Origin of the sequence: Bartonella alsatica (genome assembly GCF_013388295.1) — a bacterium.
GTDB lineage: Bacteria > Pseudomonadota > Alphaproteobacteria > Rhizobiales > Rhizobiaceae > Bartonella > Bartonella alsatica.
The window spans coordinates 1,347,871-1,371,704 of sequence record NZ_CP058235.1; the positions used below are offsets into that span (position 1 = coordinate 1,347,871).

The 23,834-nt window shown below is 37.6% G+C and carries 22 protein-coding genes; 16 read left to right on the top strand and 6 right to left on the bottom strand.

All coding sequences use genetic code 11. The annotated features are described in order from the left end of the window. Positions 1 to 239: 239 nt before the first annotated feature. The 5 genes from HWV54_RS05510 (at position 240) to HWV54_RS05530 (ending at position 2,923) form a co-directional block, all read left to right on the top strand. Positions 240 to 665 carry an AtpZ/AtpI family protein gene (locus HWV54_RS05510; RefSeq protein ID WP_005865912.1) on the top strand — a complete coding sequence of 142 codons (426 nt, stop codon included), beginning with the start codon at positions 240 to 242 and terminating at the stop codon, positions 663 to 665. Between the two features lie 7 nt (positions 666 to 672). Next, positions 673 to 1,431 (top strand): F0F1 ATP synthase subunit A, encoded by a 759-nt coding sequence (locus HWV54_RS05515; RefSeq protein ID WP_005865911.1) that lies wholly within the window; start codon positions 673 to 675, stop codon positions 1,429 to 1,431. A 54-nt stretch (positions 1,432 to 1,485) separates the two neighbouring features. After that, complete coding sequence (locus HWV54_RS05520) at positions 1,486 to 1,716, top strand: F0F1 ATP synthase subunit C (protein WP_004855165.1); 231 nt, start codon at positions 1,486 to 1,488, stop codon at positions 1,714 to 1,716. 133 nt (positions 1,717 to 1,849) lie between these two features. After that, positions 1,850 to 2,416 carry a F0F1 ATP synthase subunit B gene (locus HWV54_RS05525; RefSeq protein ID WP_005865903.1) on the top strand — a complete coding sequence of 189 codons (567 nt, stop codon included), beginning with the start codon at positions 1,850 to 1,852 and terminating at the stop codon, positions 2,414 to 2,416. A gap of 12 nt (positions 2,417 to 2,428) precedes the next feature. After that, positions 2,429 to 2,923, top strand: coding sequence for a F0F1 ATP synthase subunit B (locus tag HWV54_RS05530; RefSeq protein WP_005865900.1), 495 nt, complete (start codon positions 2,429 to 2,431; stop codon positions 2,921 to 2,923). Positions 2,924 to 3,119: 196 nt separating this feature from the next. On the opposite strand, the gene glyS is transcribed toward HWV54_RS05530, so the two are convergent. The 4 genes from glyS to HWV54_RS05550 form a co-directional block, all read right to left on the bottom strand. Then, positions 3,120 to 5,342, bottom strand: coding sequence for a glycine--tRNA ligase subunit beta (gene glyS, locus HWV54_RS05535; RefSeq protein ID WP_005865898.1), 2,223 nt, complete (start codon positions 5,340 to 5,342; stop codon positions 3,120 to 3,122). After that, on the bottom strand, positions 5,342 to 6,286 hold the full coding sequence (locus HWV54_RS05540; protein WP_005865896.1) for a glycine--tRNA ligase subunit alpha: 945 nt from the start codon (positions 6,284 to 6,286) through the stop codon (positions 5,342 to 5,344). Before HWV54_RS05540 ends, glyS begins: the two co-directional genes overlap by 1 nt. A gap of 100 nt (positions 6,287 to 6,386) precedes the next feature. Further along, complete coding sequence (locus HWV54_RS05545; RefSeq protein WP_005865894.1) at positions 6,387 to 8,081, bottom strand: tetratricopeptide repeat protein; 1,695 nt, start codon at positions 8,079 to 8,081, stop codon at positions 6,387 to 6,389. Between the two features lie 94 nt (positions 8,082 to 8,175). Then, positions 8,176 to 9,192, bottom strand: a complete 1,017-nt coding sequence (locus HWV54_RS05550; protein WP_005865892.1) for a polyprenyl synthetase family protein — start codon at positions 9,190 to 9,192, stop codon at positions 8,176 to 8,178. A 255-nt stretch (positions 9,193 to 9,447) separates the two neighbouring features. Here HWV54_RS05550 and HWV54_RS05555 point away from each other — a divergent pair, with 255 nt between their 5' ends. The 7 genes from HWV54_RS05555 to HWV54_RS05585 all read left to right on the top strand — a co-directional run bounded on the left by HWV54_RS05555 (position 9,448) and on the right by HWV54_RS05585 (position 16,439). Next, the gene (locus HWV54_RS05555) at positions 9,448 to 10,239 is read left to right on the top strand and encodes a tRNA1(Val) (adenine(37)-N6)-methyltransferase (protein ID WP_005865890.1); all 792 of its coding nucleotides are present in this window, start codon (positions 9,448 to 9,450) and stop codon (positions 10,237 to 10,239) included. 195 nt (positions 10,240 to 10,434) lie between these two features. After that, positions 10,435 to 11,283, top strand: a complete 849-nt coding sequence (locus HWV54_RS05560; RefSeq protein WP_005865887.1) for a S49 family peptidase — start codon at positions 10,435 to 10,437, stop codon at positions 11,281 to 11,283. Between the two features lie 259 nt (positions 11,284 to 11,542). After that, positions 11,543 to 12,451 carry a 4-(cytidine 5'-diphospho)-2-C-methyl-D-erythritol kinase gene (locus tag HWV54_RS05565; protein WP_005865886.1) on the top strand — a complete coding sequence of 303 codons (909 nt, stop codon included), beginning with the start codon at positions 11,543 to 11,545 and terminating at the stop codon, positions 12,449 to 12,451. 300 nt (positions 12,452 to 12,751) lie between these two features. Continuing rightward, positions 12,752 to 13,390 carry a ribonuclease HII gene (locus tag HWV54_RS05570; RefSeq protein WP_005865884.1) on the top strand — a complete coding sequence of 213 codons (639 nt, stop codon included), beginning with the start codon at positions 12,752 to 12,754 and terminating at the stop codon, positions 13,388 to 13,390. Next, the gene (locus tag HWV54_RS05575; protein WP_040296456.1) at positions 13,390 to 14,352 is read left to right on the top strand and encodes an L-threonylcarbamoyladenylate synthase; all 963 of its coding nucleotides are present in this window, start codon (positions 13,390 to 13,392) and stop codon (positions 14,350 to 14,352) included. Before HWV54_RS05570 ends, HWV54_RS05575 begins: the two co-directional genes overlap by 1 nt. 2 nt (positions 14,353 to 14,354) lie before the next feature. Further along, positions 14,355 to 15,764: an FAD-binding oxidoreductase gene (locus tag HWV54_RS05580; protein ID WP_040296455.1), complete on the top strand. Its 1,410-nt coding sequence runs from the start codon at positions 14,355 to 14,357 to the stop codon at positions 15,762 to 15,764. Positions 15,765 to 15,914: 150 nt separating this feature from the next. Beyond that, a complete protein-coding gene (locus HWV54_RS05585; protein ID WP_005865878.1) occupies positions 15,915 to 16,439 on the top strand; it encodes a DUF6101 family protein in 525 nt (174 codons plus the stop codon). A gap of 419 nt (positions 16,440 to 16,858) precedes the next feature. On the opposite strand, the gene purD is transcribed toward HWV54_RS05585, so the two are convergent. Next, positions 16,859 to 18,133: a phosphoribosylamine--glycine ligase gene (gene purD / locus HWV54_RS05590; RefSeq protein ID WP_005865876.1), complete on the bottom strand. Its 1,275-nt coding sequence runs from the start codon at positions 18,131 to 18,133 to the stop codon at positions 16,859 to 16,861. A gap of 91 nt (positions 18,134 to 18,224) precedes the next feature. Here purD and ubiA point away from each other — a divergent pair, with 91 nt between their 5' ends. After that, entirely contained in the window at positions 18,225 to 19,229 is a 1,005-nt protein-coding gene (ubiA, locus tag HWV54_RS05595) for a 4-hydroxybenzoate octaprenyltransferase (protein ID WP_005865875.1), read from the top strand. A gap of 567 nt (positions 19,230 to 19,796) precedes the next feature. On the opposite strand, the gene pdxH is transcribed toward ubiA, so the two are convergent. Beyond that, a complete protein-coding gene (gene pdxH, locus HWV54_RS05600; RefSeq protein ID WP_005865873.1) occupies positions 19,797 to 20,420 on the bottom strand; it encodes a pyridoxamine 5'-phosphate oxidase in 624 nt (207 codons plus the stop codon). A gap of 323 nt (positions 20,421 to 20,743) precedes the next feature. Between pdxH and HWV54_RS05605 the strand changes: the two genes are divergently transcribed. From HWV54_RS05605 to aroC, 3 genes are all read left to right on the top strand, one after another. Then, the gene (locus HWV54_RS05605) at positions 20,744 to 21,649 is read left to right on the top strand and encodes a DnaJ C-terminal domain-containing protein (RefSeq protein ID WP_005865871.1); all 906 of its coding nucleotides are present in this window, start codon (positions 20,744 to 20,746) and stop codon (positions 21,647 to 21,649) included. 122 nt (positions 21,650 to 21,771) lie between these two features. Beyond that, positions 21,772 to 22,590, top strand: a complete 819-nt coding sequence (fabI, locus tag HWV54_RS05610) for an enoyl-ACP reductase FabI (RefSeq protein WP_005865869.1) — start codon at positions 21,772 to 21,774, stop codon at positions 22,588 to 22,590. Between the two features lie 145 nt (positions 22,591 to 22,735). After that, positions 22,736 to 23,824: a chorismate synthase gene (gene aroC / locus HWV54_RS05615; protein ID WP_005865867.1), complete on the top strand. Its 1,089-nt coding sequence runs from the start codon at positions 22,736 to 22,738 to the stop codon at positions 23,822 to 23,824. Positions 23,825 to 23,834 lie beyond the last annotated feature (10 nt).

Sequence of the window (23,834 nt, forward strand, 5' to 3'; positions counted from 1 at the left end):
AGGATAGATGTAGTTCGCTAAAGGAGAGGCAGCAAAGCATTATACGCAGAACAGGGGTATTATAAAAGTGCATTAGTGATTGAGGTTTAAAAATTGTGAAGACACATTATTTATTGCATTTATCGCGATAAATTGTGATAGATTTTTTTAACATCTTGACGAATAAATTTGCGAACAATATGATATTAACGATTTTTAAGATATATTTTGACTCTGCTTTTTTGAATAAGGAGCTGATTATGGCAAAGGGCCATGAACCCGTTGTGCCAGTAAAGGGAGCTGAAGAAGAAAGGCAAGGAGACTATTTTCATTCAGAGGATTTAGAATATCGTAGTCAGAGATTAGGTTTAGCTTTAATGCGTAAACAAGCATTAAAGAAACGGGGGACTAAGAGTAGCGGAGATGAGAAACAAGCAGGGGTTGCGCGTGCAGTTAAGTTGTCCAGTGAGTTTCTGGCAAATATTATTGTAGGCGTTGTTTTAGGGTTGGGGTTTGATAAGATAGCAGATTCATTACCATGGGGGTTAGTATTTTTTCTTTTTCTTGGATTTGCTTCTGGTGTATTGAATATTCTTCGATCTGTGGGGTATGTTACCTCCGGTCAGTTAATGAAAACAGGCGTATTACGCCAAGATAAAGGGGCCGATAAGAGGTCCGATAAATGAGGTTGAAGTGACATCACACGCTCCAGATCCTATTCATCAGTTTGAGATTTCACGGCTGATTAATATTTCCATAGGGAATGTGGATTTGTCGTTTACAAATGTATCATTTTTTATAGTAACTACAGTTGTTGTAGCTTCAACCTTCCTCTTTATTTCTTCATCAAGTCGTGGGTTAGTTCCAACACGGATGCAATCTCTTTCAGAAATGGCGTATGAATTTGTAGCGTCGACTTTGCGAGAATCGTCAGGTGTACAAGGAATACAATTTTTTCCTTTAGTTTTTTCCTTATTTACTTTTATTTTAGTTGCTAATTTTATTGGTCTTTTTCCCTATTTTTATACGATTACCTCTCAGATTATGATCACCTTTTCATTGGCGATGTTGGTCATTTTGACAGTGATTGGTTACGGTTTTTATAAGCATGGGGTTGGTTTTTTGAAATTGTTCGTTCCCAGTGGTGTGCCTGTTGTGATTTTACCTCTGGTTACAATGATTGAGGTTATTTCTTTTTTTTCTCGCCCTATTAGTCTTTCACTTCGTCTTTTTGCTAATATGCTTGCTGGTCATATTACCCTTAAAGTATTTTCTGGTTTTATTGTTTCAATGATTGGGGTAGGAGTCATGGGCGTTGGTGGCTCAATTTTGCCGCTTATCATGACTGTAGCGATTACTGCTCTTGAATTTTTAGTTGCCTTTCTTCAGGCGTATGTATTTACGGTTTTAACTTGTATGTATCTTAGTGATGCAGTCCATCCAGGACATTAATGAAACTGGTGGTCTTTTGTCAAATGGTGAAATTTAGCTTTAAAGGAGAATAATATGGAATTAGTGCTTGCAGCAAAATATATTGGTGCTGGTCTTGCTTGCTTTGGTATGGCGGGAACAGCTTTGGGTCTTGGAAATATTTTTGGGAGCTATCTTTCTGGTGCGTTACGTAATCCATCAGCAGCAGATAGTCAATTTGGTCGTTTAGTCTTTGGTTTTGCTGTGACAGAAGCTTTAGGCATTTTTTCATTGCTCGTTGCTTTGTTGCTTCTTTTCGCAGTTTAATCTTTTTAAAAAGGGGATACATACTTTATGAGAAGCAGACGTGCTCTTTTGATTTTATATTGGAAGAAACCATTAGTCAGTTATCATTATTTAAATAAGGAGCTTTAGTGAGCTATTTGAAGGATGAGATAGAATGTTTATTTCTAGCGCTTATGCACAGGGCACTGAAAGACCGGTAGAGCATATTAAAAATGCAGTAGAGCATGTAGATCGTGTGTTTCCTCCCTTTGATTTTGTGCATTTTGGTTCGCATCTTTTTTGGTTAGCAATTTCTTTTGGACTTTTTTATCTTTTCATTTCTCGTGTAATTGTACCACGTATTGGGGGTATTATTGAAACACGTCGGGATCGAATCGCGTCTGATTTGGATCAGGCTATGCGCATGAAACAAGAAGCAGATAGTGTAGTTGAAACTTACGAGCGGAAATTAGCGGAAGCACGTTCACAAGCCTATGTTATAGCGCAAGAATCTGGGAAAGAGATAAAAGCAAAGGTTGAGCTTGAACGAAAGGAAATTGAAGAAAGTTTAGAGAAAAAATTAACAGATGCTGAAAAACAAATAGAAAAAATTCGCGATAAAGCTATGCAAAGTGTTGGCTCAATTGCTGAAGAAGTGGCTCTTGAAATTGTAAAAAAATTGATTGATACTGATGTTAGTAGAGAGTCTGTTCGTTCAGCTGTGAAAACTGCAGATTACTGAGGGTTACAAGCAATGACAGATACTTTTTGGGCTTTTGTTGGATTAGTTCTTTTTCTGGCTCTTTTAGTCTATTTCAAGGTTCCAGAAATGGCTGTGCACTATCTTGATGCGCGAGCAAAGCGTATAAAGGATGAACTTGATGAAGCTCTTCGTCTTCGTGAAGAAGCTCAGGAGATTTTAGCTGAATATCAGCGCAAACATGCCGAAGCAGAAAAGGATGCGCAAGAAATTATTGCTGCAGCTAAGCGTGAAGTTGAATCTGTTATCTCTGAAGCTCGTACAAAAGCAGAAGAATATGTAAAGAATCGCAATAAATTGGCAGAGCAAAAAATTGCTCAAGCAGAAGCTGATGCGGTACGCATGGTTTCATCATCCGCTATCGATTTAGCGATTTCTGCTGCACGTACGCTTATTGCGAAGGAGTTAGATTCTAGTAAAGCAAATGCACTTATTAAGGAGTCTTTTGTTGAAGAATCTCTTACGAAAATGAATAAGTATCTTCATTAGGAATATTAAGTGAGTTCAAAGAAAAAATCCTTTAGAGTTAGAATTTTTTCAAAATTGGCACCAGTTTTTTGAACTTATTTTAAACTTCACGATGAAATTATTTCATAATGCTCTTTAAAATATTTAATGCTAAAAATTGCTAAAAATAAAAAAGTTCTATCTTTGTTATTTTTTCATTTCATAAAGCATTTAAATTTTAAACTACGAATTTTGAGAAGTCTGCAACCGCTTGTGTAATGTTGTGGGAACGGTTGAGAAGAGCAAGACGATTAGTACGCACATTAGGATTTTTGTCATTTACCAGTACTTTTTCGAAAAATATGTCAATAATTTTTCCTAGTTGAGCTAGGGTACTAAGTGCAAATAACAAATTTTGGGCTTTGATATGGTTACAAACCTTTTTTTCTATTTCAATGATTGCTTGATAAAGTTGTTGTTCTTCTGGTTGAATAAAGAGTTCAGGGATAATTTCGTTTACTATTTTTGAGCCTTTTTGGCGTTCATTCTCAAGAATGTTTATAGTACGTTTTACAGCGGCTAAAAAGCTACTTCCCTCGCTTGTATTGATAAAAGCGATAAGTGCTTCGACATGACGTGCAACCAATAAAAAATTATCAGTGTGTTTATTTAAGACTGCTTCAATAACATCATAACGAGCACCTTCCTCTTTTAGATAGATTTTTAAACGTTCATGAAAAAATAACAGAAGATCTGATAAAATATGTTCTTTTTTTTCCAGAAATCGATTCTGCGATTGTTTAGATTCTATTTGAAATGTTTCATATTTGGTTTTCTGTTGTAAAAAAAGATCCATTGCCAGAGTAAACAGTGGCATAAGATTGATTTTCCAATCGCGCAAAAGCACAAGCCTAATAATTCCCAGTGCTGCACGTCTTAACGCATAGGGATCTTTTGAACTGGTTGGTTTTTCATTAATGAGCCAAAAACCAACGAGCATGTCAATTTTATCCGCTAGTGCAACTGCTATAGCAAGAGGTTCCTGCGGAAGACGATCTTTGGGGCCTAGGGGTTTATAATGGTCTTCAATTGCTTCAGCTACGCGAGGATCTTCTCCTTGAAGCAGAGCATATTTTCGTCCCATTAGTCCTTGCAGTTCAGGAAACTCTCCTACAATTTCTGTTTGTAGATCAGCTTTTGCGAGTACAGCTGCACGTTTAGCTAAGAAAGGATCTGCTTGCACCAAAGGTGCAATTTTTTGTGCTAAAGTAGCAATTCGCTCTACTCTTGCGCTTTGTGTGCCTAATTTTGCATGAAAAGTTACGTTTAAATGATCCAACCTTGCCATTCTTTGATCAAGAGGTTTATTTAAATCAAGATCAAATTTTTGAATAGAGGGTTTTAAATTTTTGATATCGGGCAAATCATGCTGGTCTGTTTGCCAAAAATAGAGTGCATCGGAAAGACGAGCACACACAACTTTACTATTTCCCTTAGAAATTGTTTTACCTTCATCACTTGCACAAATATTAGAAACAAGAATAAAATGATGAGAAAGTTTTATTTTTTCACCTTGTTTGCGAGTTACAAAACATTTTTGATGGGTACGAATGGTTAAGCGAATAATTTCTGGGGGAATATCAAGAAAAGATTTATCAAAATCACCGATAAGAACAACAGGCCACTCAACAAGTCCTGCAACTTCTTCTAAGAGGGCACTATCTTGCACCAGTTCTAAGCCGTTTGCAAAGCAGAGATTTTGAGCATCAGCCCAAATAATGTTCTTTCGTCTTTCCGCATCTAGAATAACTTTATGGTCTTCAAGTTGAGTGATATAGTCGTCAAAGCGGCGAACTTGGAATGGTTTTCCGTTACTTAAAAAGCGATGACCGTAGGTTAGATTATTGCTTTTGAGCGAACCAATTGTAAACGGAATAACATGCGTTTCACCAATTTCTGGTCCAAAAACGCAAAGAATGTTTTGTAAAGGTCGAATCCACTTCAGTGCTCCATTTTCTGCTGAATCTTTGCCCCAACGCATAGATTTAGGCCATGGAAAATTACGAATAATATCTGGTAAAATATCGGCAATAATTTCTTCTGCATTTCGGCCTTTTTTTATGATTTTAGCGATATAAAAATCACCCTTTTTACGATCATGTGCAATGTCTGCTTCAGAAATATCACTCAGATTTGTTGCGCGTAGAAAGCCATCAATTACGTGCTGAGGTGAGTTTATACTAGGTCCTTTGCGTTCTTCATGGATGTCTTTTGAGCGTATAGAAAGACCACGGATATCTAATGTTAGTCGACGGGGTGTCGAATATTCACGAGCAGCTTTATAGGTCAAGCCTGCATTTACAAGTTGATCTGTCACACATTTTTTGAGGTTGGCAGCAGCTTTTCGTTGCATACGAGCAGGGATTTCTTCGCTGAAGAGTTCAAGAAGAAGATCAGACATTAAGCTTCTCCATTAGTGTGTATTTGTCCAGCTTCAGTGAGTAAAAAGGCTTCTCCACAGCGGCGTGCAAGATCACGAACGCGAAGAATATAACTTTGTCGTTCAGTCACAGAAATAACGCCACGTGCCTGCAAGAGATTAAAAATATGGCTGGCTTTAATACATTGATCATAGGCTGGGAAAACACACAGATGTAAACCATTTTCTTTATTTGGTTTTCCAGTTTCAAGGAGAGCAATACATTCATGCTCTGCATCAATAAAATGCCGGAGCAGCATTTTGGTATCAGAAAATTCGAAATTATAGTATGAATATTCCTGTTCTGCTTGTAAAAAAATATCTCCATAGCTTATTTGATTTTCTCCATCTAAACCATTAAAGTTAAGATCATAGACGTTATCAACACCTTGAATATACATTGCCAAACGCTCAAGCCCATAAGTGAGTTCTCCTGAGACTGGAGCGCATTCAATGCCACAAACCTGTTGAAAATAAGTAAATTGGGAAATTTCCATTCCATCACACCAGCATTCCCATCCAAGACCCCAAGCACCAAGAGTTGGACTTTCCCAATCATCTTCAACAAAACGAATATCGTGAAGTTTCATATCAAGACCGATAGCTTGTAGCGACTTAATGTAAAGCTCTTGTAAATTGGGGGGAGAAGGTTTGAGAAGCACTTGGAATTGATAATAGTGCTGTAAACGGTTCGGATTTTTACCATATCGGCCATCTGTTGGGCGTCGAGAAGGTTGGACGTAGGCTACTTTCCAAGGACGTGGACCCAGTGAGCGCAATGTTGTTGCTGGATGAAAAGTTCCAGCTCCGACTTCCATATCATAAGGTTGTAAAATTGCGCATCCATAGTGCGCCCAATAATTTTGCAAAGTTAAAATAAGTCCCTGAAAAGAACATGTAGGATTAAGATATTCAGGTAGTTTCACACTTATACTCTTTAATGTTCGATCAATAAATAACGACCAAAAGAATTTCAGCCTTCATGACTGTCTATTGTTTCATATGATTATGGTCAAGCATCATTGTTTATTGCAAGCCAAATTTCAGTTTTTCTCGGATTCTCTTGAAATTTTTCGCTTCTCCATCAATTGCATGATTCCACTGAAATATGGCTTCACGTTTACGTCCGATTTGCCAATAAGCATCACCTAAATGATCATTCAATGTTGGATCTTCAGGTTGTAACTTGACAGCAGTTTCCAATATTTGAACAGCTTTGTTGTATTGTTTAAGCTTGTAATAAGCCCACCCCAGAGAATCTAGGATATGACTATTTTGTGATTGTAGTGCAGAAGCTTTTTGCAGCATGTGAAGCGATTCTTCAAGTTTTTGATCACGATCAACTAATGAATAGCCTAAATAATTAAGGACTTGCGGTTGATTGGGGAAAAATTCAAGCGCTTTTCGCAGATCTGTTTCGGCTTTTGCCCATTGATCTAGACGTTCGAAAGCAATACCACGCTGATAAAAAAGTTTCCAATCATCTCGTTGAAAATTTTTTATCTGTGCAATAGCACGATCCAGAGTTTGGATAGCTTCTACAAATTTATTATCTTGCATATAAAAAGCAGCTAACGTTACCAAAATGGGACGATCATTGGGGAATTTCTTTCTTAACGTGTTGAGTAATTTGATAGCTTCATTGTAGTTATTATTATTTGCAAGAAGAAATGCGAGCTGAAACTGTCCATCTCTATAATAAGGGGACCCAGGTGGTAAAGCGTGGTAAAGTTTAATTGCTTGATAAGGATTATTTAATTTGGCAGAAATATGTGCGAGTTGAAATAGCATTGCGTCATTTTGAGGGTATAGGGCGAAAGATAACTGTTCCAAAATACGTGCGATACGTCCTGAGTTTTTGTGGTTAAGGGCTGTTCCAAAGTTGTACAATACTTCACCTGCCCCTTGTTGAGGTGTTCTAACCAATCTTTCTAAGGAAGCACCTTTTTCAATTTTTATTCGGATATTTTTAAGAACTTCACGGCCTGCTAACATTTGTTCACCATGCTTAATAGTTTGAAGAGCTTGATTACGCATGTTATGGCGCAATTGGAATGAAGCGTAGGCGATAATAATACGTTCATAGGTATTAGGGGCTATAAGATTTCCTTGTTTATTATTGAGTGCTTGCATAAAATATTTTTTTGCATCTTGTGGACGTTCTGCAAGATCGCTCATAAGTGCGAGATGGTAATGTATAAAAAGGTTATACCATATAGGCCCTTTAATCTTTTCAAGATTAGTTATTGCTTGAGATTTTTGTCCAGAACCAAATGTGATCCATGCACCGATAAGTTCAGGTATTGGATTATTGAGTGCAGGAGGTTCTTTTAATTGCAAAAGAAGTTGAGCATTTTTGTAGTCTTTTTTGATGAGACTTTCTACTGACAACGTCAATGAAACAAAGGGAGTTATCACATCTTTTTCTTTGAGTTTTCTAGCTTGCTGGACAGCTTCTTTGAAGATTCCTAAAGAAAGCATAGCTTCAAGGAGCTCTTTTTGTGTTTCAATGTTATCAGGTTTATAAACGAGTGCTTGTTTAAAATAATTGATGGCAAGATCTATTTTATTTTCGCGATTTGCAACTCTTCCAGCTAAATAGGCACCTGTAAATGAGGTTGTATTTATAGTGGCGTTTATTTTGCTGTAGGTGGTTGAAGGCATCAGTATGATACACGTGGTAAAGAGCGCCCAAAAGCGGGATACTGTTGCACTACACATAAAGCTAATCCTTTTCAAGATAATCAATCGGTTGTATGGTTTATAAATCATATACGATTACTTTGTTGAACAATATAGGGATTCTTGCAAATAATCAGTTTACGCGCGCAATACAAAAATCAACAGTCTCAACGAGAGCATTGTGAGCAGGGCTTTTGTTTATGTGAGCAAGAGCGTCGATTGCACGCGTTCCATAAAGACGTGCTTGTTCTATTGTATCTGTGAGGCTATCATATTTTTCTATTAAATATTGCGCGTGTGCAAAGGCTTCGTTGTTATTATTGCCGTTTTCAAGCGCTTGTTTCCAGAATGCTTTTTCTACTGTATTACTACGTGCATATGCGAGGATAACAGGCATTGTGATTTTTCCTTCTCTAAAATCATCTCCTATATTTTTTCCAAAATGTTTAGCCGAACCACCGTAGTCAAGTGCGTCATCAATCAATTGGAAGGCTACCCCTAATAATGTCCCATATTCACGCAAAGCAGAACGCTCTTTATCTCCATAACCAGCAATAACTGGTCCAACTTCAGCGGCAGCTGAAAAAAGTGCAGCTGTTTTTGCATTGATGATTTTGAGATAGTCTGAAGTACTAGTTTCAGTATTTTTTGCAGCAGAAAGTTGCATAACTTCTCCTTCAGCGATAATTGCTGCAGCTTTTGCTAGGATGGAGAGCGCTTCTATAGAACCAACGTCAACCATAATTTTAAAAGCTTGTCCCAGCAAGAAATCACCAACAAGTACACTTGCTTGATTTCCCCAAATCATTCGTGCAGTGGATTTTCCACGCCGTAAATTACTTTCATCAATCACGTCATCGTGTAACAAGGTTGCCGTATGCATAAATTCAACCGCTGTTGCAAGTTTTATATGCCCATCACTTTGATAATCAAACATATGAGCAGAAGCCAATGTGATCATTGGGCGTAATCGCTTTCCGCCTGATGAAATAAGATAGTTCAAAATTTCAGGAATCATTTCAACTTCTGATTTTGCCATAGAGAGGATTAATTGATTTACTCGCTTCATATCATGTTGAGTAAGATTGATAAGGGATTGCAGAGACATTTGATTATTTATTGTCTGGTTTGGTTTTGAGGCGACACGCAATATGTTTACTCCTAGAGTATTGCAATAGGTATATATGAATTCTATTTTTTCATTACCATAAAAGGGGTTTTGTTTTGACTCAAGCTTTTGATGCTGCTTTGAAGTACAGGTTTTGAATTAATATGTGCAAGAAATATTTTTTAAGCTTGTGTAATATTGTTTATGAGATTGTGGGAAAAATTTGAAACGGCTTTGTTTAAGCAGCAATTGATAAGAATAAAGTGCAGTTTATAAAGATAAACATTAGGCTTTCAAATGGATAAAACAACGAATCAGAATGATGACACAATTGACAGTTTTCATCGCGGGAAGTTTTACTTGGTCCAACCACGTAAATATGGCCATCGTTCTGGGATGGATGCTATGTTATTAGCCAGTTTAGTTCCCAATAATTTAAAGGGCAAGGTTGTTGATTTAGGGGCAGGTGCCGGTGCAGCAGGGTTGGCGGTTGCTTCGCGTTGTCTGAAAGTTCATGTTACATTAGTTGAACGGTCAGCTTTTATGGCATCTTATGCAGAAAAAACACTTATGCTAAAACAAAATGAAAAATTTGCTGAGCGAATTTGTTTGATAGAAGCAGATGTTACTTTGAAAGGCAGGAATCGCTTAAAAGCAGGATTGGCCGACAATTCTTTTGATTTTGCCATCATGAATCCACCTTTTAATAATTCTGCAGATTGCAAAACCCCTTATAAACAAAAATCTGAGGCACATGTTATGCCTGAAGCGATGTTTGAGCATTGGTTGCGGAGTGCTGCGGCAATTGTTAAGCCAGGCGGATACTTGGGGTTAATTGCACGTCCACAATCGCTGAATGATATTTTGCACGCTTTAAAAGGACGCTTTGGTGGTATTTGTATAATTCCTGTTCATGCACGTACAACAACGGCAGCAATTCGTATTTTATTTTATGCAAAACGAGGAAGTAGAGCAGCTCTCTCCGTATTACCGGCGTTGATTATGCATGAAGATGATGGTTATACTTTTTCACCAGGGGTTAATGCAATCAATAATGGATGTATAAGTTTGTGGGAACTTTTAAAATGATATCTTGTGTTTTCCAGTTTATTGCTTAAATTTAAAAAACTCTGCTTTTTAATGGAGAATCTAAATTTTGTGTAAAGTTTTATTTCTGGTTTTACATGTGCGGGTTGAATAGCGCTTTTGGATGTTATTGTGTTTTTCCTTTCTATTGTCTTTGCCTATTTGATTTGTTTTAATTCATAAGGAGATTTTGTTTTGATGGACGTTATCAAAAATCTTATTCCACGTCGTTTTTGTTCTAGTAAACTTGAAATTCCTGTGGTGCGCCTTCATGGAGCTATTATGGATTCAACTACATTGATGACACGGACGCTTTCATTAGGTAGATGTGCGAATCTTCTAGACAAGGCTTTTGCGTACAAAAAAGCTCCGGCTGTTGCACTTATTATTAATTCTCCTGGTGGCTCACCTGTGCAATCACGTTTTATTTTCAAGCGTATTCGTGATTTGGCAGAGGAAAAAAAGAAACAGGTTCTTGTATTTGTAGAGGATATAGCCGCGTCGGGAGGCTATATGATTGCTTGTGCGGGGGATGAGATTTTTGCTGATCCTTCTTCGATTATTGGTTCCATCGGGGTTGTTTCTACCTCCTTTGGTTTTCCTGAACTTTTGAAGAAAATTGGTGTTGAGCGGCGTGTTTACACAGCAGGAAAGAACAAGGTTACATTAGATCCATTTCAGCCTGAAAAGAAGGCAGATATTGAACATTTAAAATCTCTACAACTCGAAGTTCACCAAACTTTTATTGATTTAGTTAAAGAGCGACGTGCAGCCAAGTTATCAAATGATCCGGATATTTTTACAGGAATGTTTTGGAGTGGAAAGAAAGGTGTTGAGCTTGGCCTTGTGGATGGGTTGAATGATGTGCGCTCTGTTATTAAGGAGCGGTTCGGGGATGATACAAAGCTTCGATTAATTACACCTCCAAAAAGCCTTTTAGGACCTAAAGTTCCTTCAGGAGTTACTGCCCATACGGTTTATACAGCAGTTGACAGTGCATTGATGGCAGTACAAGAGCGTACACTTTGGCAACGTTATGGTTTGTGATTGGGATGGTGCAATTCGATAGATACTCAATAGAGTTAGTAATTTCAGCTAAAACAGTTGTTAGAAGGAAAACGCTTGAAATGATACGAGTAATTGTATTCAATTTATTGTCTGTGATAACTCCTCATGTTTATTGTTTGTGTAGGAAACGATTACAGAAGATATTCCAGGGAGGAGGAGGAGCTGAAAAGTCTAAGCGAAGCATTAAAAAAAAGAGCACATTGTTAAAGGATTTCTGGAGAGGTGAATGTTACGTTAAATGATATTGGGTGTACGAACTTCATTTAAGGGTCATGCTTATATATTTACACCCATTAAACTGAATTTAGCTTTACATGTTGTTGGGCAGCGGGCTGATGGTTATCATTTAATAGAAAGTTTGGTTTATTTTAGTCTCAGCGGTGATTGTCTAGGTTATGCGTCTTGTGAAAGTGATCGCTTTGTTTTAACAGGTCCATTTGCAAAAGGGCTTGTTTCTGATTCAAATAATTTGGTTAATCGTGCACGTGATTTGATGCGCAACACATTTCCTGGAAATGCTAAACCGGCTTTTTTTAAACTTGTTAAAACATTACCTGTTGCTTCAGGTATTGGTGGTGGTTCAGGTAATGCTGCCGGTGTTATAAACATATTACGTCAACAGTGGAGTCTTAATTGTTCTTGTGAAAAATTAGCAGAAATGAGCTTAGTTCTTGGTGCTGATGTGCCAATGTGTCTTTTTGCATTGGAATATCAGCAACCGCTTTTTGTAAAAGGAATTGGCCAAGATATTACACGCATAAGGGATGCTTGTTCTATTGCAATGGTGTTAGTGAATCATGGCCAACAGATTACAACGAAAGCTGTTTTTAAGGTTTTGGAAAAACACAATAATTCTCCTCTGAATATTGATTCAGAAGCTTTGAAGACAATTGATTCATTGGTTGAAGCTTTACAAGAAACGCGTAATGATCTTTTTACTTCTGCATTAAAAATTGCACCTCAATTGACAGAAGTATTGTCTACATTAGATGAGTGTGGCTCTCTTTTTTCACGTATGTCTGGCACGGGAGCAACTTGTTTTGGGATTTTTAAAGATCAGAAAGCAGCCCAAAAGGCAGCTCTTTTTATCAAATCGATGCATCCAAGTTGGTTTGTGAGACCTATCATAACTTTAGGAAGGATTTGACAAGTTAAGTGTAAAGAAAGATTTTATTTTATAACGATTCTATCCTATGCGATGGGGAAATTAAGCAATGGTCAGTATTTTTTATTTTCTAGATCAGATTTGCACATGCTAGGATAATATTTCAGCAGAGGAATCAGGTGGCAGTGTATAAAGACTCCATAATTGCGTTCTTTTATTTTTCTGCTTGGGCAAGAGTTTACTAGGATGTTTGGGAAACTATTTTTATTGTATGGTTTGTAGAAAAGAGGCAGGCTGTAAAAATAGGATGTAAGTTTCTTTATATTTGTGATTTATAAAAGAATGTTTAATTTACCACTTCAGCCAAATTTTTCGTGTGAATTAGATTTGCAGAAACAGGGTTTTGTTCATATAGCGGGCGTTGATGAAGTTGGGCGTGGTCCTCTCGCTGGTCCTGTAGTAACTGCAGCAGTGATTTTAGATAAAAATCGTATTCCAGATGGGTTAAATGATTCAAAAAAACTTTCTGTCAAACGACGCAATAGTCTTTATTATGAAATTTTGAAAAATGCATTAGCGGTTTCGATTGCTAGTCTTTGTGCCCGTACGATTGATCAGTCTGATATTAGAAAAGCAACTTTAGAGGCAATGTATCGTTGTATTACAGGACTAGCAGTTTCAGCACACTATGCACTGATTGATGGCCGCGACATTCCTTTCCAGTTGCCGTGTCCAGCAACTGCTTTGATTAAAGGTGATCAACGTTCGGTTTCAATAGCAGCAGCATCTGTTATTGCTAAAGTTACAAGGGACCGGATGATGGAGTGTGTGGGGCACGTTTATAAAGGTTATGATTTAGAGAAGCATGTAGGTTATGCAACGTTAGCACATCGTGCCGCTCTTGATAAATATGGGCCAATCGTGGGATTACATCGTTATAGTTTTGCACCACTAAAAGAGCACTATCAGGATGATATATGATGACAATTCTATCTCTCAATAGTGCATCAATAAAGGAGGCAGTTGCACTTCTTAAACAGGGAGGATTAGTAGCTTTACCAACAGAAACTGTCTACGGGTTAGCAGGGGATGCAACCAATGGAAAGGCTGTATCTTCTATTTTTTCTACAAAGAAGCGCCCGCAATTTAATCCTCTTATTGCTCATGTAAGCAGCATCAAGATGGCGGAACGCTACGTTGAAATTGATTTTCTTTCGCGTCGATTAATGGAGATATTTTGGCCAGGACCCTTGACATTAGTCCTACCTTTAAGGGCGCAACATAATATCCATCCTTTAACTACCTGTGGTTTGGATACATTGGCTGTCCGTTTTCCAAATAGCTGTTTTGCAGAAATTATACAATGTTTTGGTCGACCTCTTGCTGCTCCTAGTGCTAATCAATCCGGACGTCTTAGTCCTACTTCGGCTGAAGCTGTTTTGGCATCGCTAGGAGAAACTGTTCCTTTGATACTTGACGGAGGATTTTGTAAAATAGGGATTGAATCAACAATTATTAAAGTTTGTGATGAAAGTATTTATCTGTTGCGTCCCGGGGGACTGGCGGCTGAAGAGATTGAAGAGGTTGTCGGGAAATCGCTGAAAAGGATAGATCAGCAGGCTGTGATTGAAGCACCAGGTATGTTAAAATCACATTATGCGCCAAATACCATGATTCGTTTGAATGCACAAAGGGTCGAAAGTGATGAAGCACTTTTAGCGTTTGGTCGAAAACGCATTATGGGAGTTGAAAATGCTGTTGCTGTTTTAAATCTTAGTGAGGGTGGACAATTGGAAGAGGCTGCCTCCCATTTATTTCAATACATGAGGGAATTGGATTCATTCAAGGTGAAATCTATTGCAGTAGAGCCTATTCCATCATATGGGCTAGGTGAGGCTATTAATGATCGTCTTATACGTGCTGCAGCTCCAAAGGAGAAATGAAGATAGAGCAGGAGTTAATTAAGAAATTTACAAAAATTGTTGGTATTGAGCACGCTATCACAGATCAGGCTTTGATTACGCCCTATTTGCTTGAAGAACGCAAACTTTTTCATGGAAAAACACCATTACTGTTACGCCCATCTTCTACTACAGAGGTATCATCAATTATGCGGTTAGCTAGCCAAACCCGTACACCAATTGTACCTCAAGGAGGAAATACAGGTCTCGTAGGTGGTCAACAACCAGATGAGAGAGGGAACAGCGTTCTTTTATCTATGGAACGATTGAATAAGGTGAGATGTATAAATCTTGAGGATAATTTTGCTGTGGTAGAAGCTGGTGTTATTTTACAAGACTTACAGAAAAAAGCAGATGAATCAGATCGTCTTTTCCCTCTTTCTTTGGCTTCAGAAGGTTCCTGTCAGATAGGAGGAAATCTTTCATCTAATGCTGGAGGGACAGCTGTTTTAGCTTATGGCAATATGCGTGAGCTTTGTCTTGGTTTGGAAGTCGTTTTGCCTGATGGTCGTATTTTAGAGGATTTGCGTTTTGTAAAAAAAGACAATAGTGGTTATGATTTGAAAAACCTTTTTATTGGTGCCGAAGGCACTCTAGGAGTTATAACAGCAGCAGTTTTAAAGCTTTTTCCAAAACCAAGAGGGAAAGCAGTTTCTTTGGTTGGTTTATGTAACCCAACTAGAGCTCTTGAGTTTTTATCTCTTGCTCAATGTTATGGAGGGGGAATGTTGACAGGTTTTGAGCTCATGGGAAAACTCAGCTTTAAGATGGCTTTAGACTATAAGATGTGCGAGAGGTCTCCTCTTGAACATGAGCATGAATGGTATGTGTTGGTTAATATTTCATCATTACAGGGGAATGATGAGGCATTGTCGGTGCTTAGTATTATTTTGGAAGAGTCTTTAAAGAATGGTGTGATAGAAGACGCAGTTATTGCACAATCTTTAAAACAGCAAGATTTTTTTTGGCAATTGCGTGAAAGTATATCATCTGCGCAGAAATTAGAAGGAGAGTCTATTAAGCACGATATTGCAGTGCCTATTATGTCCATTCCTGATTTTATCTCTGAAGCAGCACGTATTGTTGAAGATATTGTTCCAGGTGCGCGGGTGGTTTGTTTTGGCCACATGGGTGATGGAAATTTGCACTATAATATTACACAGCCCATTGGAACTGATCCTACAGTGTTTTTGCAATTATGGTCACAAATAAATCATAGCATTCATGGTTTAGCAATGCACTATCAAGGTGCGTTTTCTGCTGAGCATGGAATTGGTCAACTTAAGCGTAAAGAACTGCGCATTTTCAAATCACCTGTTGCCTTGGATATTATGCAAGGGATTAAGAAAGTACTCGATCCTTTAGGAATTATGAATCCTGGGAAAATATTATAATTCAAGAGAAATGAAGTTTTTCATGTATTTTTGTTTAGATTTCAATAATCCCAAAAAAAACCAGTTGTTTTTTATTAAATCTTTTAATAATCCAATAGGAGAAAAGCTGTTAAAGGGTGTATATTATTAAGATAAATTGGGACACTGTATATGGCTAATCAATGCTTTAATCAGGCAAAAGCGGTGCTTGAATTTCGGTTAGATCCGTGCCATTTGCCACAGACAACGACATATTTTTCGTCAAAAACTGGTAATAAAATAATTTGTTCGTTAAGTGAACACGGTGTTTTTTTTAAAACAGACCCTCCCTCAAGCCTATCGCGTTTAATGCCATCTTATCATTTTAAAGGAATTGCGGCACGCACTATAAAAACCCATTCAGGAGAGAGAGCCGTTGCATTAGAACTGTTTCACGCAGATGAGGAAGCTTGTATTCGGCTTTTAGTTTCTAGAGATTTGAATAATGTTCTTCTTGATTGGCGATTATGGGCAGATACTTATGATCTTCCTATGCTTATGATCAATGATGATAATCGTGTTATGGTTGTAAAAGATCGTTCTAATTTACGCCAATTTTTTTGTACAACATTGCATTCTAAGCAAAAGCGTTTTTCACTTCGTTATAGCAATCCGTTGGGTTTGCGTTTGGTGATCGCGAATCGGATTGCATTATGATAATATTAATGTACATTCATTTTTTGCTATTGTTTTGCCCATGTGCATTTATTTTTCTAACGTTTTATTGATTATAAATGAAAGCTTTACTTTTTCTACGTAAGGCAATGGTAGTAAATAGTACTTTTTTCAACCTTTGGTAGACCAAAAATTAGTTTATAAAAATGGTGAGAAAATGAATTTTAAATAAGCACAAACGATAAGCTAATACACAGTTGTAATCACAATTCTATAATCAGATTCCCATTTTATCTATTTTAGAATGGATTATAAGTCACTTGTTTACATTTATAATATTTCATTTTTCAAAAGAAAATTCGATATTTTCTTCAAAATTATGAGAAATATGAAACGCTCAGTAGATTCATGCTTCATGATCCACATAGAATTATTAAGTCGTAAAAGGAATATTCAAAGGATTAACTTTTTTGTGCAATAGCACGCCATCCAATATCACGGCGAACAAAGCCTTCAGGCCAATCAATACAATCGACAGCTTCATAGGCGCGTTTTTGCGCATGCATAACGGTTTCGCCTATTGCTGTTATATTTAAAACGCGTCCTCCATTCGCAATGAGTTCTCCATTACATAATGCTGTGCCAGCTTGAAAAACTTTTACATCAGGGAAAACATTTACCTTATCAAGATTGCGGATAACAGTACCTTTTTGGGGAGAGTCTGGGTAACCTTTGGCAGCCATAACGACAGTCAAAGCAGTTTTTTCAGACCATTGAAGATTTTGTTGTTGGAGATTTCCTTGAGCTGTGGCAAAGAGAATCGGAAGGATATCATCTTTAAGACGCATCATTAAAACCTGGCATTCAGGGTCGCCGAATCGTACATTAAATTCAATTAATTTAGGTCCTTTGTGTGTTATCATCAATCCAACGAAGAGAACACCTTTAAATGGAGCTCCCATTGTATTCATGCTACGTAGAGCGGGTTCAACAATCTCTTTGAGGGTACGATTAATCATTTCTTTAGTCATGATGGGAGCTGGGGAATAAGCGCCCATGCCACCAGTATTTGCTCCAGTATCACCATCTCCCACACGTTTATGATCTTGTGCAGATCCAAAGGGAAGAACAATTTTACCATCACAAAGACAAAAGAAGCTTGCTTCTTCACCTTCAAGAAAAGATTCTACAACAATTTTTTTTTCTGCATCACCAAAGGTACCTTTGAAGCAGGCATCAACTGCGTTAAACGCTTCTTCTATAGTTGTTGCAATAACAACACCTTTACCAGCAGCTAAGCCATCGGTTTTAATGACAATGGGAACGCCTTGTTGCCGAATGTAGGCTTTGGCTTGTACAGAGTCATGAAAGCATTGATAGGGCGCTGTAGGAATGTTATTTTTACGGCACAGATTCTTTGTAAAAGCTTTTGAACTTTCTAGCTGAGCAGCTTTTTGAGTAGGTCCAAATACACAGATATTAGCGTTATGAAGAGAGTCTGTTATACCAGCAACAAGTGGTGCTTCTGGTCCAACGACCACAAGATCAATAGAATGCGTTTTACAAAAGTCAATGACGAGAGAATGGTCATCAATGTTTAAATCGATATTTTTACCAAGTTCCATTGTTGCAGGATTTCCAGGAGCACAATATAATTTTGTTAATAGTGGTGATGCTGCTATTTTCCATGCTAAAGCGTGTTCTCGTCCGCCTGAGCCGATAAGAAGGATGTTCATTGTTTGCTCCTATCATAGAAGATAATTAAATGAATTTTCTTGTCATAAGAGTGAAATGCCTCTATCGCAAGAATAAAGGTGAAATTATTTGATGAAAAAAAGTAAAAATATTGCACATATTCAATCTTGCGAAAGCCAGGGACGAGTGATGGATGCATCTTCTAAACAATGGGTGTATTATTTTCTGCCTCCTTCTTTGTGGTTTTATGCTCAATTGGCACGTTGGGACCGGCCTATCGGGTGGCAATTGTTGATGTGGCCTTGTTTTTGGTCAACAACAATGGCTTTTCTCTCTTATGAAATGCACAAATTACCTCTTTTATCAATGTTACTTCATTGGTGTTGGTATCTCTTTCTTTTCTTTTTAGGTTCTATAGCGATGCGAGGAGCAGGGTGTACTTGGAACGATCTTGTGGATCATAAAATTGATTCTCAGGTAGAGAGAACACGATCTCGTCCATTGCCTACAGGCCATGTGAGTCGGTTTCAGGCAAAGGTTTTTATATTGGTGCAATGTTTAGTTGGATTAGGCATCTTATCGCAGTTTAATAGATACAGTTTTTTTCTAGGTGTCTCGTCATTGGTAGCAGTTGCATTTTATCCTTTTATGAAACGCATAACATATTGGCCGCAATTTTTTTTAGGTATTGCATTTAATTGGGGGGCATTAATGGGGTGGGCTGTTGTGTGTGGTAGTTTGAGTTGGTCACCGATTTTACTTTATATGGGATCGATTTTATGGACTATAGGGTATGACACAATTTATGCACATCAAGATAAAGAGGATGATGCGACGGTTGGTGTACGCTCTACTGCACTTCTTTTTGGCAAAGGTACCAAGCGTGCTTTGGTATTTTTGTATAGTGGTTTTGTGGTGTTCAGCAGCATAGCATTTTATTTAGCAAAAGTCCCTTTCATTAGCTTTTTAGGGATTTTGGTGGCGAGTATTCATATGTTTATTCAAATTAAAGTCATTGATATAAATGACAGTTCACAATGTTTAAAACTTTTCAAATCGAATTCGTTTATTGGTTTTGTGGTGTTTGCTGGCTTAGTATGTGGAGCTATATGGATCATATTTCACCCTACAGTTTAACAAAGATAAGTTAAAAATAAAATTTGTATTACGTAATGCTGAATGGACATGTGTTGTTTGATATTGAAAGTGAAGGAAATGAAAATCTAAGGATGTTTTCATTGATTTTAAAATTCTTGTTCTTTGCAGTTCTCATAGTCTATCTGCATTTTGTAGTTAAGCTTTGTTATTTCAGTTTTAGAATTTTTTCTATGTAAAATTGTAATTGTGTTGAGTTTTACCTTTTTCTAGAATAGACTAACCACAGGTTTGGTAAGGATATCCGAATCAATCATTTTTACTTTAATGTAAATTGTACATTTCCAATGTATGTCATTAGGATTGAAATGTACAAGGTCATTTTGTTTTTTTATGCTCTATTAAATGTTGCTGATTACTTCACTAACAGTCAACTGAATTTAGCTCTTTGTTTTGATTAAGTCGTTAAAATATAATCTTTTTTAAAATCTTCCATAGAAGCTGCGATTCTCTAATTTAAATTCAAATCAATGATATAATCTTTAATTTTGCAAAATGTTATTTCATTATTATGAGGACAAAATTCTCATAATGATCAAAGTTTGGAGATTAGGGATAAAGTTTTTGTTTTTGCCAATTATTATAATCAACCGAATCGCGTGTAAAGAGCAAGCGGTTATGTAAACGAAACGGACGATCACACCAGAATTCAATAGAAAGGGGTTTAACACGAAATCCAGACCAATAAGGTGGACGTGGGATATGTCCAAGTGCATAACGTGTTGTATATTGGGCAATTGCTTTTTCGAGGACAAAACGGTTTTCTAGTGGTCGAGATTGTTTGGACGCCCATGCACCAATTTGGCTACCTCGTGGCCGCGATTGAAAATACGTATCTGCTTCTTGGGCACTGACTTTTTCAACAATTCCCCGAATTCTGACTTGACGGCAAAGCGATTTCCAATGAAAACCTAAGGATGCTTTCATTGATTTTAAAATTTCTTGTCCTTTTTGGCTTTCATAATTTGTGTAGAAGACAAAACCTTGAGAGCTGTAATCTTTGAGAAGAACCATACGAACATTAGGCAATCCCGTTTCATCAACTGTTGCTAATGCCATAGCATTAGGATCATTTATTTCGCTTACTGTTGCTTCTTCAAGCCATTTTGCAAAAAGTGCAAAAGGTTTTTGCATTTGCGTAAAATCATCGTCTATTTGTGTTTTATTGCTCATAGGGTTTCCATATGTCAGTGAGTATGAGTGAAAAGCTCTTTAGTTTCCTTTGCCATTAAGCAATAAAGGGTTGTTTTTTATTTCAAAAAGCCAATGTCAACACCTATACTCTTATATAATATTTAAATCATTGTTGTTTTTAGCATAGAATACAATGAGTTTTTTTAAATAAAATATCTATTTTATCTAGTATTTTAGTTTCTTTATAGACATATAAAGAAAGGACGGACTATTCTTAAAAAATAGACTGATGAAATTATGAGGGATATTGAACAACATATCAGTTGATATTTTGAAAACAAAAAGATTGAAAAGAGGACAATATGCGTGATCCCTACACGATTCTGGGTGTGGCACGTACCGCAAAACCGCAAGAGATTAAATCGGCATTTAGAAAATTAGCAAAGAAGTATCACCCAGATCATAATATGGATGATGTAAAAGCTAAAGAGAAGTTTTCTGAAATTAATCAAGCTTATGAAATTATAGGTGATAAAGACAAAAAAGCTCAATTTGACAGAGGTGAAATTGATATGGAAGGAAAACCGCTTTATCAAGCTTATGGTAGTGGTGAAAATTTTAGCAATAGCCATAATCCTTTTTCAGGAGGGGCGAAAAGTTTTGATTTTGGTTCTAGCGGTAGTGCAAGTTTTGATACGAGTGATATTTTTCGCGATTTGTTTGGCAGAAGAGGAAGCTTTTCAAATTCTGCACAATATAATCATCCTCAACAAGGAGCTAATGTTCGTGCCAATCTTTCCATCACATTGGAGCAGATGGTTGGAGCAGAAAAGGTGGAGGCTGTTTTCCCTAATGGAAAAAAATTAAAAATTAAGCTTCCATCTTATATTGAAGACGGCCAAACTATTCGTTTAAAAGGTCAGGGAGAAGAGATGCCTTTTGGTGGGCCAGCAGGAGATGCGTTGGTAACCATACAGATTCAAAAACATCCTCGTTTACGGATGGAAGGAAGAGCACTCCATCTTGATTTACCTGTTTCCCTTAAACACGCTGTTCTGGGAGCAAAAGAGGAAATTGAGACTTTGGAAGGGCGCGTGGTTTTAACTATTCCTGCTTGGTCAAGTTCTGATCGTGTTTTACGATTGAAAGGAAAAGGGTTGCGTTTAAAAAACGGTACAAGAGACGACCTTTATGTACATGTTCGTATCATGTTGCCGGAAGGGGGAGATGCTGCGTTAGAACAGTTCTTACAAATGCAAAAAGATTAATTTGTGAATTATGTTAAAGCGTAGTTTTTGTCTGATCTTAAACCAATTACTTGAAGAAAAAGTTGACCTATGCCATAGGCAGATAAATAATATTGATTTTAAGTAACAATAGGACAGTGCTGATGGCTAAGAGTAATGGTTTATTGTACGGCAAGCGTGGTTTAATTTTGGGATTAGCCAATAATCGCTCTATCGCTTGGGGGATAGCAAAAGCAGCTAGTATGGCTGGAGCAGACCTTGCTTTTACTTATCAGGGGGAGGCGATAAAAAAGCGGGTTGAACCTTTGGCTGAGGAAGTAAAAGGATTCGTTTGCGGTCATTGTGATGTCTCGGATAGCGCATCTATTGATGCGATTTTTGAAGCTATAGAGAAAAAATGGGGAAAAATTGATTTTTTAGTTCATGCTATTGGTTTTTCTGACAAGGATGAATTAAGCGGTCGTTATATTGATATTAGTGAATCGAACTTTATGATGACCATGAATATTTCTGTTTATTCCTTAACGGCTCTGGCAAAACGAGCAGAAAAATTGATGACTGATGGTGGTTCAATTTTAACATTGAGCTATTATGGTGCAGAAAAGGTTGTTCCTAATTATAATGTGATGGGTGTTGCAAAAGCAGCTCTTGAAGCGAGTGTGAAATATCTCGCAGTAGACTTAGGTCCTCAACGTATTCGTGTTAATGCTATATCTGCTGGGCCAATCAAAACGTTAGCAGCTTCTGGTATTGGTGATTTCCGTTATATTTTAAGGTGGAATGAATATAATGCTCCTCTACGTCGTACGGTGTCAATCGAAGAAGTGGGTGATTCTGCTCTTTACTTTCTTTCAGATTTGTCTCGTTCTGTTACGGGTGAAGTACATCATGTGGATTCAGGTTATAACATCATAGGTATGAAAGCTGTTGATGCACCAGACATTTCTGTCGTTAAAGAATAAAAGTTTGGTTTGCAAGGTTTTATTTGACAGTGGTGATGTGACCAAATTTAAGACGGCCGACGGTATTTTGAAATAGAGGCTGTTCGTGTACAACTCAACATATGTTGTAATTGCGTATGTTTGCCGGAGAAACGGATCATTTTTTATGTCGCATAATACATTTGGTCATTTGTTTCGTGTAACAACATGGGGTGAAAGTCATGGAGCTGCTCTTGGGTGTGTCATTGATGGTTGTCCTCCAGGGATTATTTTTACTCTTTCAGAAATTCAATTTTATCTTGATAAACGTAGACCGGGACAATCTCAATATACAACGCAGCGTAGAGAGTTAGATCAAGTAGAAATACTTTCAGGGATTATAGTTCAGGACGATGGGACTACATTGGTGACAACGGGTACGCCAATTTCTCTGTTGATTCAGAATACGGATCAACGTTCTAAGGATTATGGCTCAATTTCTCATCAATATCGTCCTGGTCATGCAGATTATACTTATGATGTTAAATATGGGATCCGTGATTTTCGTGGGGGTGGGCGTGCTTCAGCACGTGAGACGGCTGCTCGTGTTGCTGCGGGAGCTATTGCTCGTAAAATTGTTCCTGATTTGCTTGTGCGGGGAGCTGTGATAGCAATTGGTCCTCACACTATTAATCGCAATCGTTGGAATTGGGCAGAGATTAATAACAATCCTTTTTTTACGCCTGATGCAGAGATGGTACAAGTTTTTAGTGATTATATCGATAAAGTTCGTAAAGATGGTTCATCTGTTGGTGCTGTTGTTGAGATTGTTGCAGAAAATGTTCCGGCAGGTTTGGGTGCACCTATTTATGCAAAACTTGATCAAGACATTGCATCATTACTCATGTCGATTAATGCAGTGAAGGGTGTCGAAATAGGTGATGGTTTTGCAGCGGCTCACTTGAGGGGAGAAGAAAATGCAGATGAAATGCGGATGGGAAGTGATGGAAAACCACTCTTTCTGTCCAATCACGCGGGCGGAGTTTTAGGTGGAATATCAAGTGGGCAACCAATCATTGCACGTTTTGCTGTGAAGCCTACTTCATCAATTTTAATGTCTCGTCGTTCAATAGATATTGATGGTAATGATGTAAACGTTGTAACGAAGGGACGTCATGATCCCTGTGTTGGGATTCGCGCTGTTCCTATTGGTGAAGCGATGGTTGCTTGTGCTATTGCTGATCATTATCTAAGGCATCGCGGTCAGGTTGGGTGATTCGAAAGGT

Coding starts and splice junctions, on each gene's coding strand:
- HWV54_RS05510 (WP_005865912.1), top strand. CDS start 240: ATGGCAAAGGGCCATGAACCCGTTGTGCCAGTAAAGGGAGCTGAAGAA.
- HWV54_RS05520 (WP_004855165.1), top strand. CDS start 1,486: ATGGAATTAGTGCTTGCAGCAAAATATATTGGTGCTGGTCTTGCTTGC.
- HWV54_RS05525 (WP_005865903.1), top strand. CDS start 1,850: ATGTTTATTTCTAGCGCTTATGCACAGGGCACTGAAAGACCGGTAGAG.
- HWV54_RS05530 (WP_005865900.1), top strand. CDS start 2,429: ATGACAGATACTTTTTGGGCTTTTGTTGGATTAGTTCTTTTTCTGGCT.
- glyS (WP_005865898.1), bottom strand. CDS start 5,342: ATGTCTGATCTTCTTCTTGAACTCTTCAGCGAAGAAATCCCTGCTCGT.
- HWV54_RS05545 (WP_005865894.1), bottom strand. CDS start 8,081: ATGTGTAGTGCAACAGTATCCCGCTTTTGGGCGCTCTTTACCACGTGT.
- HWV54_RS05555 (WP_005865890.1), top strand. CDS start 9,448: ATGGATAAAACAACGAATCAGAATGATGACACAATTGACAGTTTTCAT.
- HWV54_RS05560 (WP_005865887.1), top strand. CDS start 10,435: ATGGACGTTATCAAAAATCTTATTCCACGTCGTTTTTGTTCTAGTAAA.
- HWV54_RS05565 (WP_005865886.1), top strand. CDS start 11,543: ATGATATTGGGTGTACGAACTTCATTTAAGGGTCATGCTTATATATTT.
- HWV54_RS05570 (WP_005865884.1), top strand. CDS start 12,752: ATGTTTAATTTACCACTTCAGCCAAATTTTTCGTGTGAATTAGATTTG.
- HWV54_RS05575 (WP_040296456.1), top strand. CDS start 13,390: ATGACAATTCTATCTCTCAATAGTGCATCAATAAAGGAGGCAGTTGCA.
- HWV54_RS05585 (WP_005865878.1), top strand. CDS start 15,915: ATGGCTAATCAATGCTTTAATCAGGCAAAAGCGGTGCTTGAATTTCGG.
- purD (WP_005865876.1), bottom strand. CDS start 18,133: ATGAACATCCTTCTTATCGGCTCAGGCGGACGAGAACACGCTTTAGCA.
- ubiA (WP_005865875.1), top strand. CDS start 18,225: ATGAAAAAAAGTAAAAATATTGCACATATTCAATCTTGCGAAAGCCAG.
- pdxH (WP_005865873.1), bottom strand. CDS start 20,420: ATGAGCAATAAAACACAAATAGACGATGATTTTACGCAAATGCAAAAA.
- HWV54_RS05605 (WP_005865871.1), top strand. CDS start 20,744: ATGCGTGATCCCTACACGATTCTGGGTGTGGCACGTACCGCAAAACCG.
- fabI (WP_005865869.1), top strand. CDS start 21,772: ATGGCTAAGAGTAATGGTTTATTGTACGGCAAGCGTGGTTTAATTTTG.
- aroC (WP_005865867.1), top strand. CDS start 22,736: ATGTCGCATAATACATTTGGTCATTTGTTTCGTGTAACAACATGGGGT.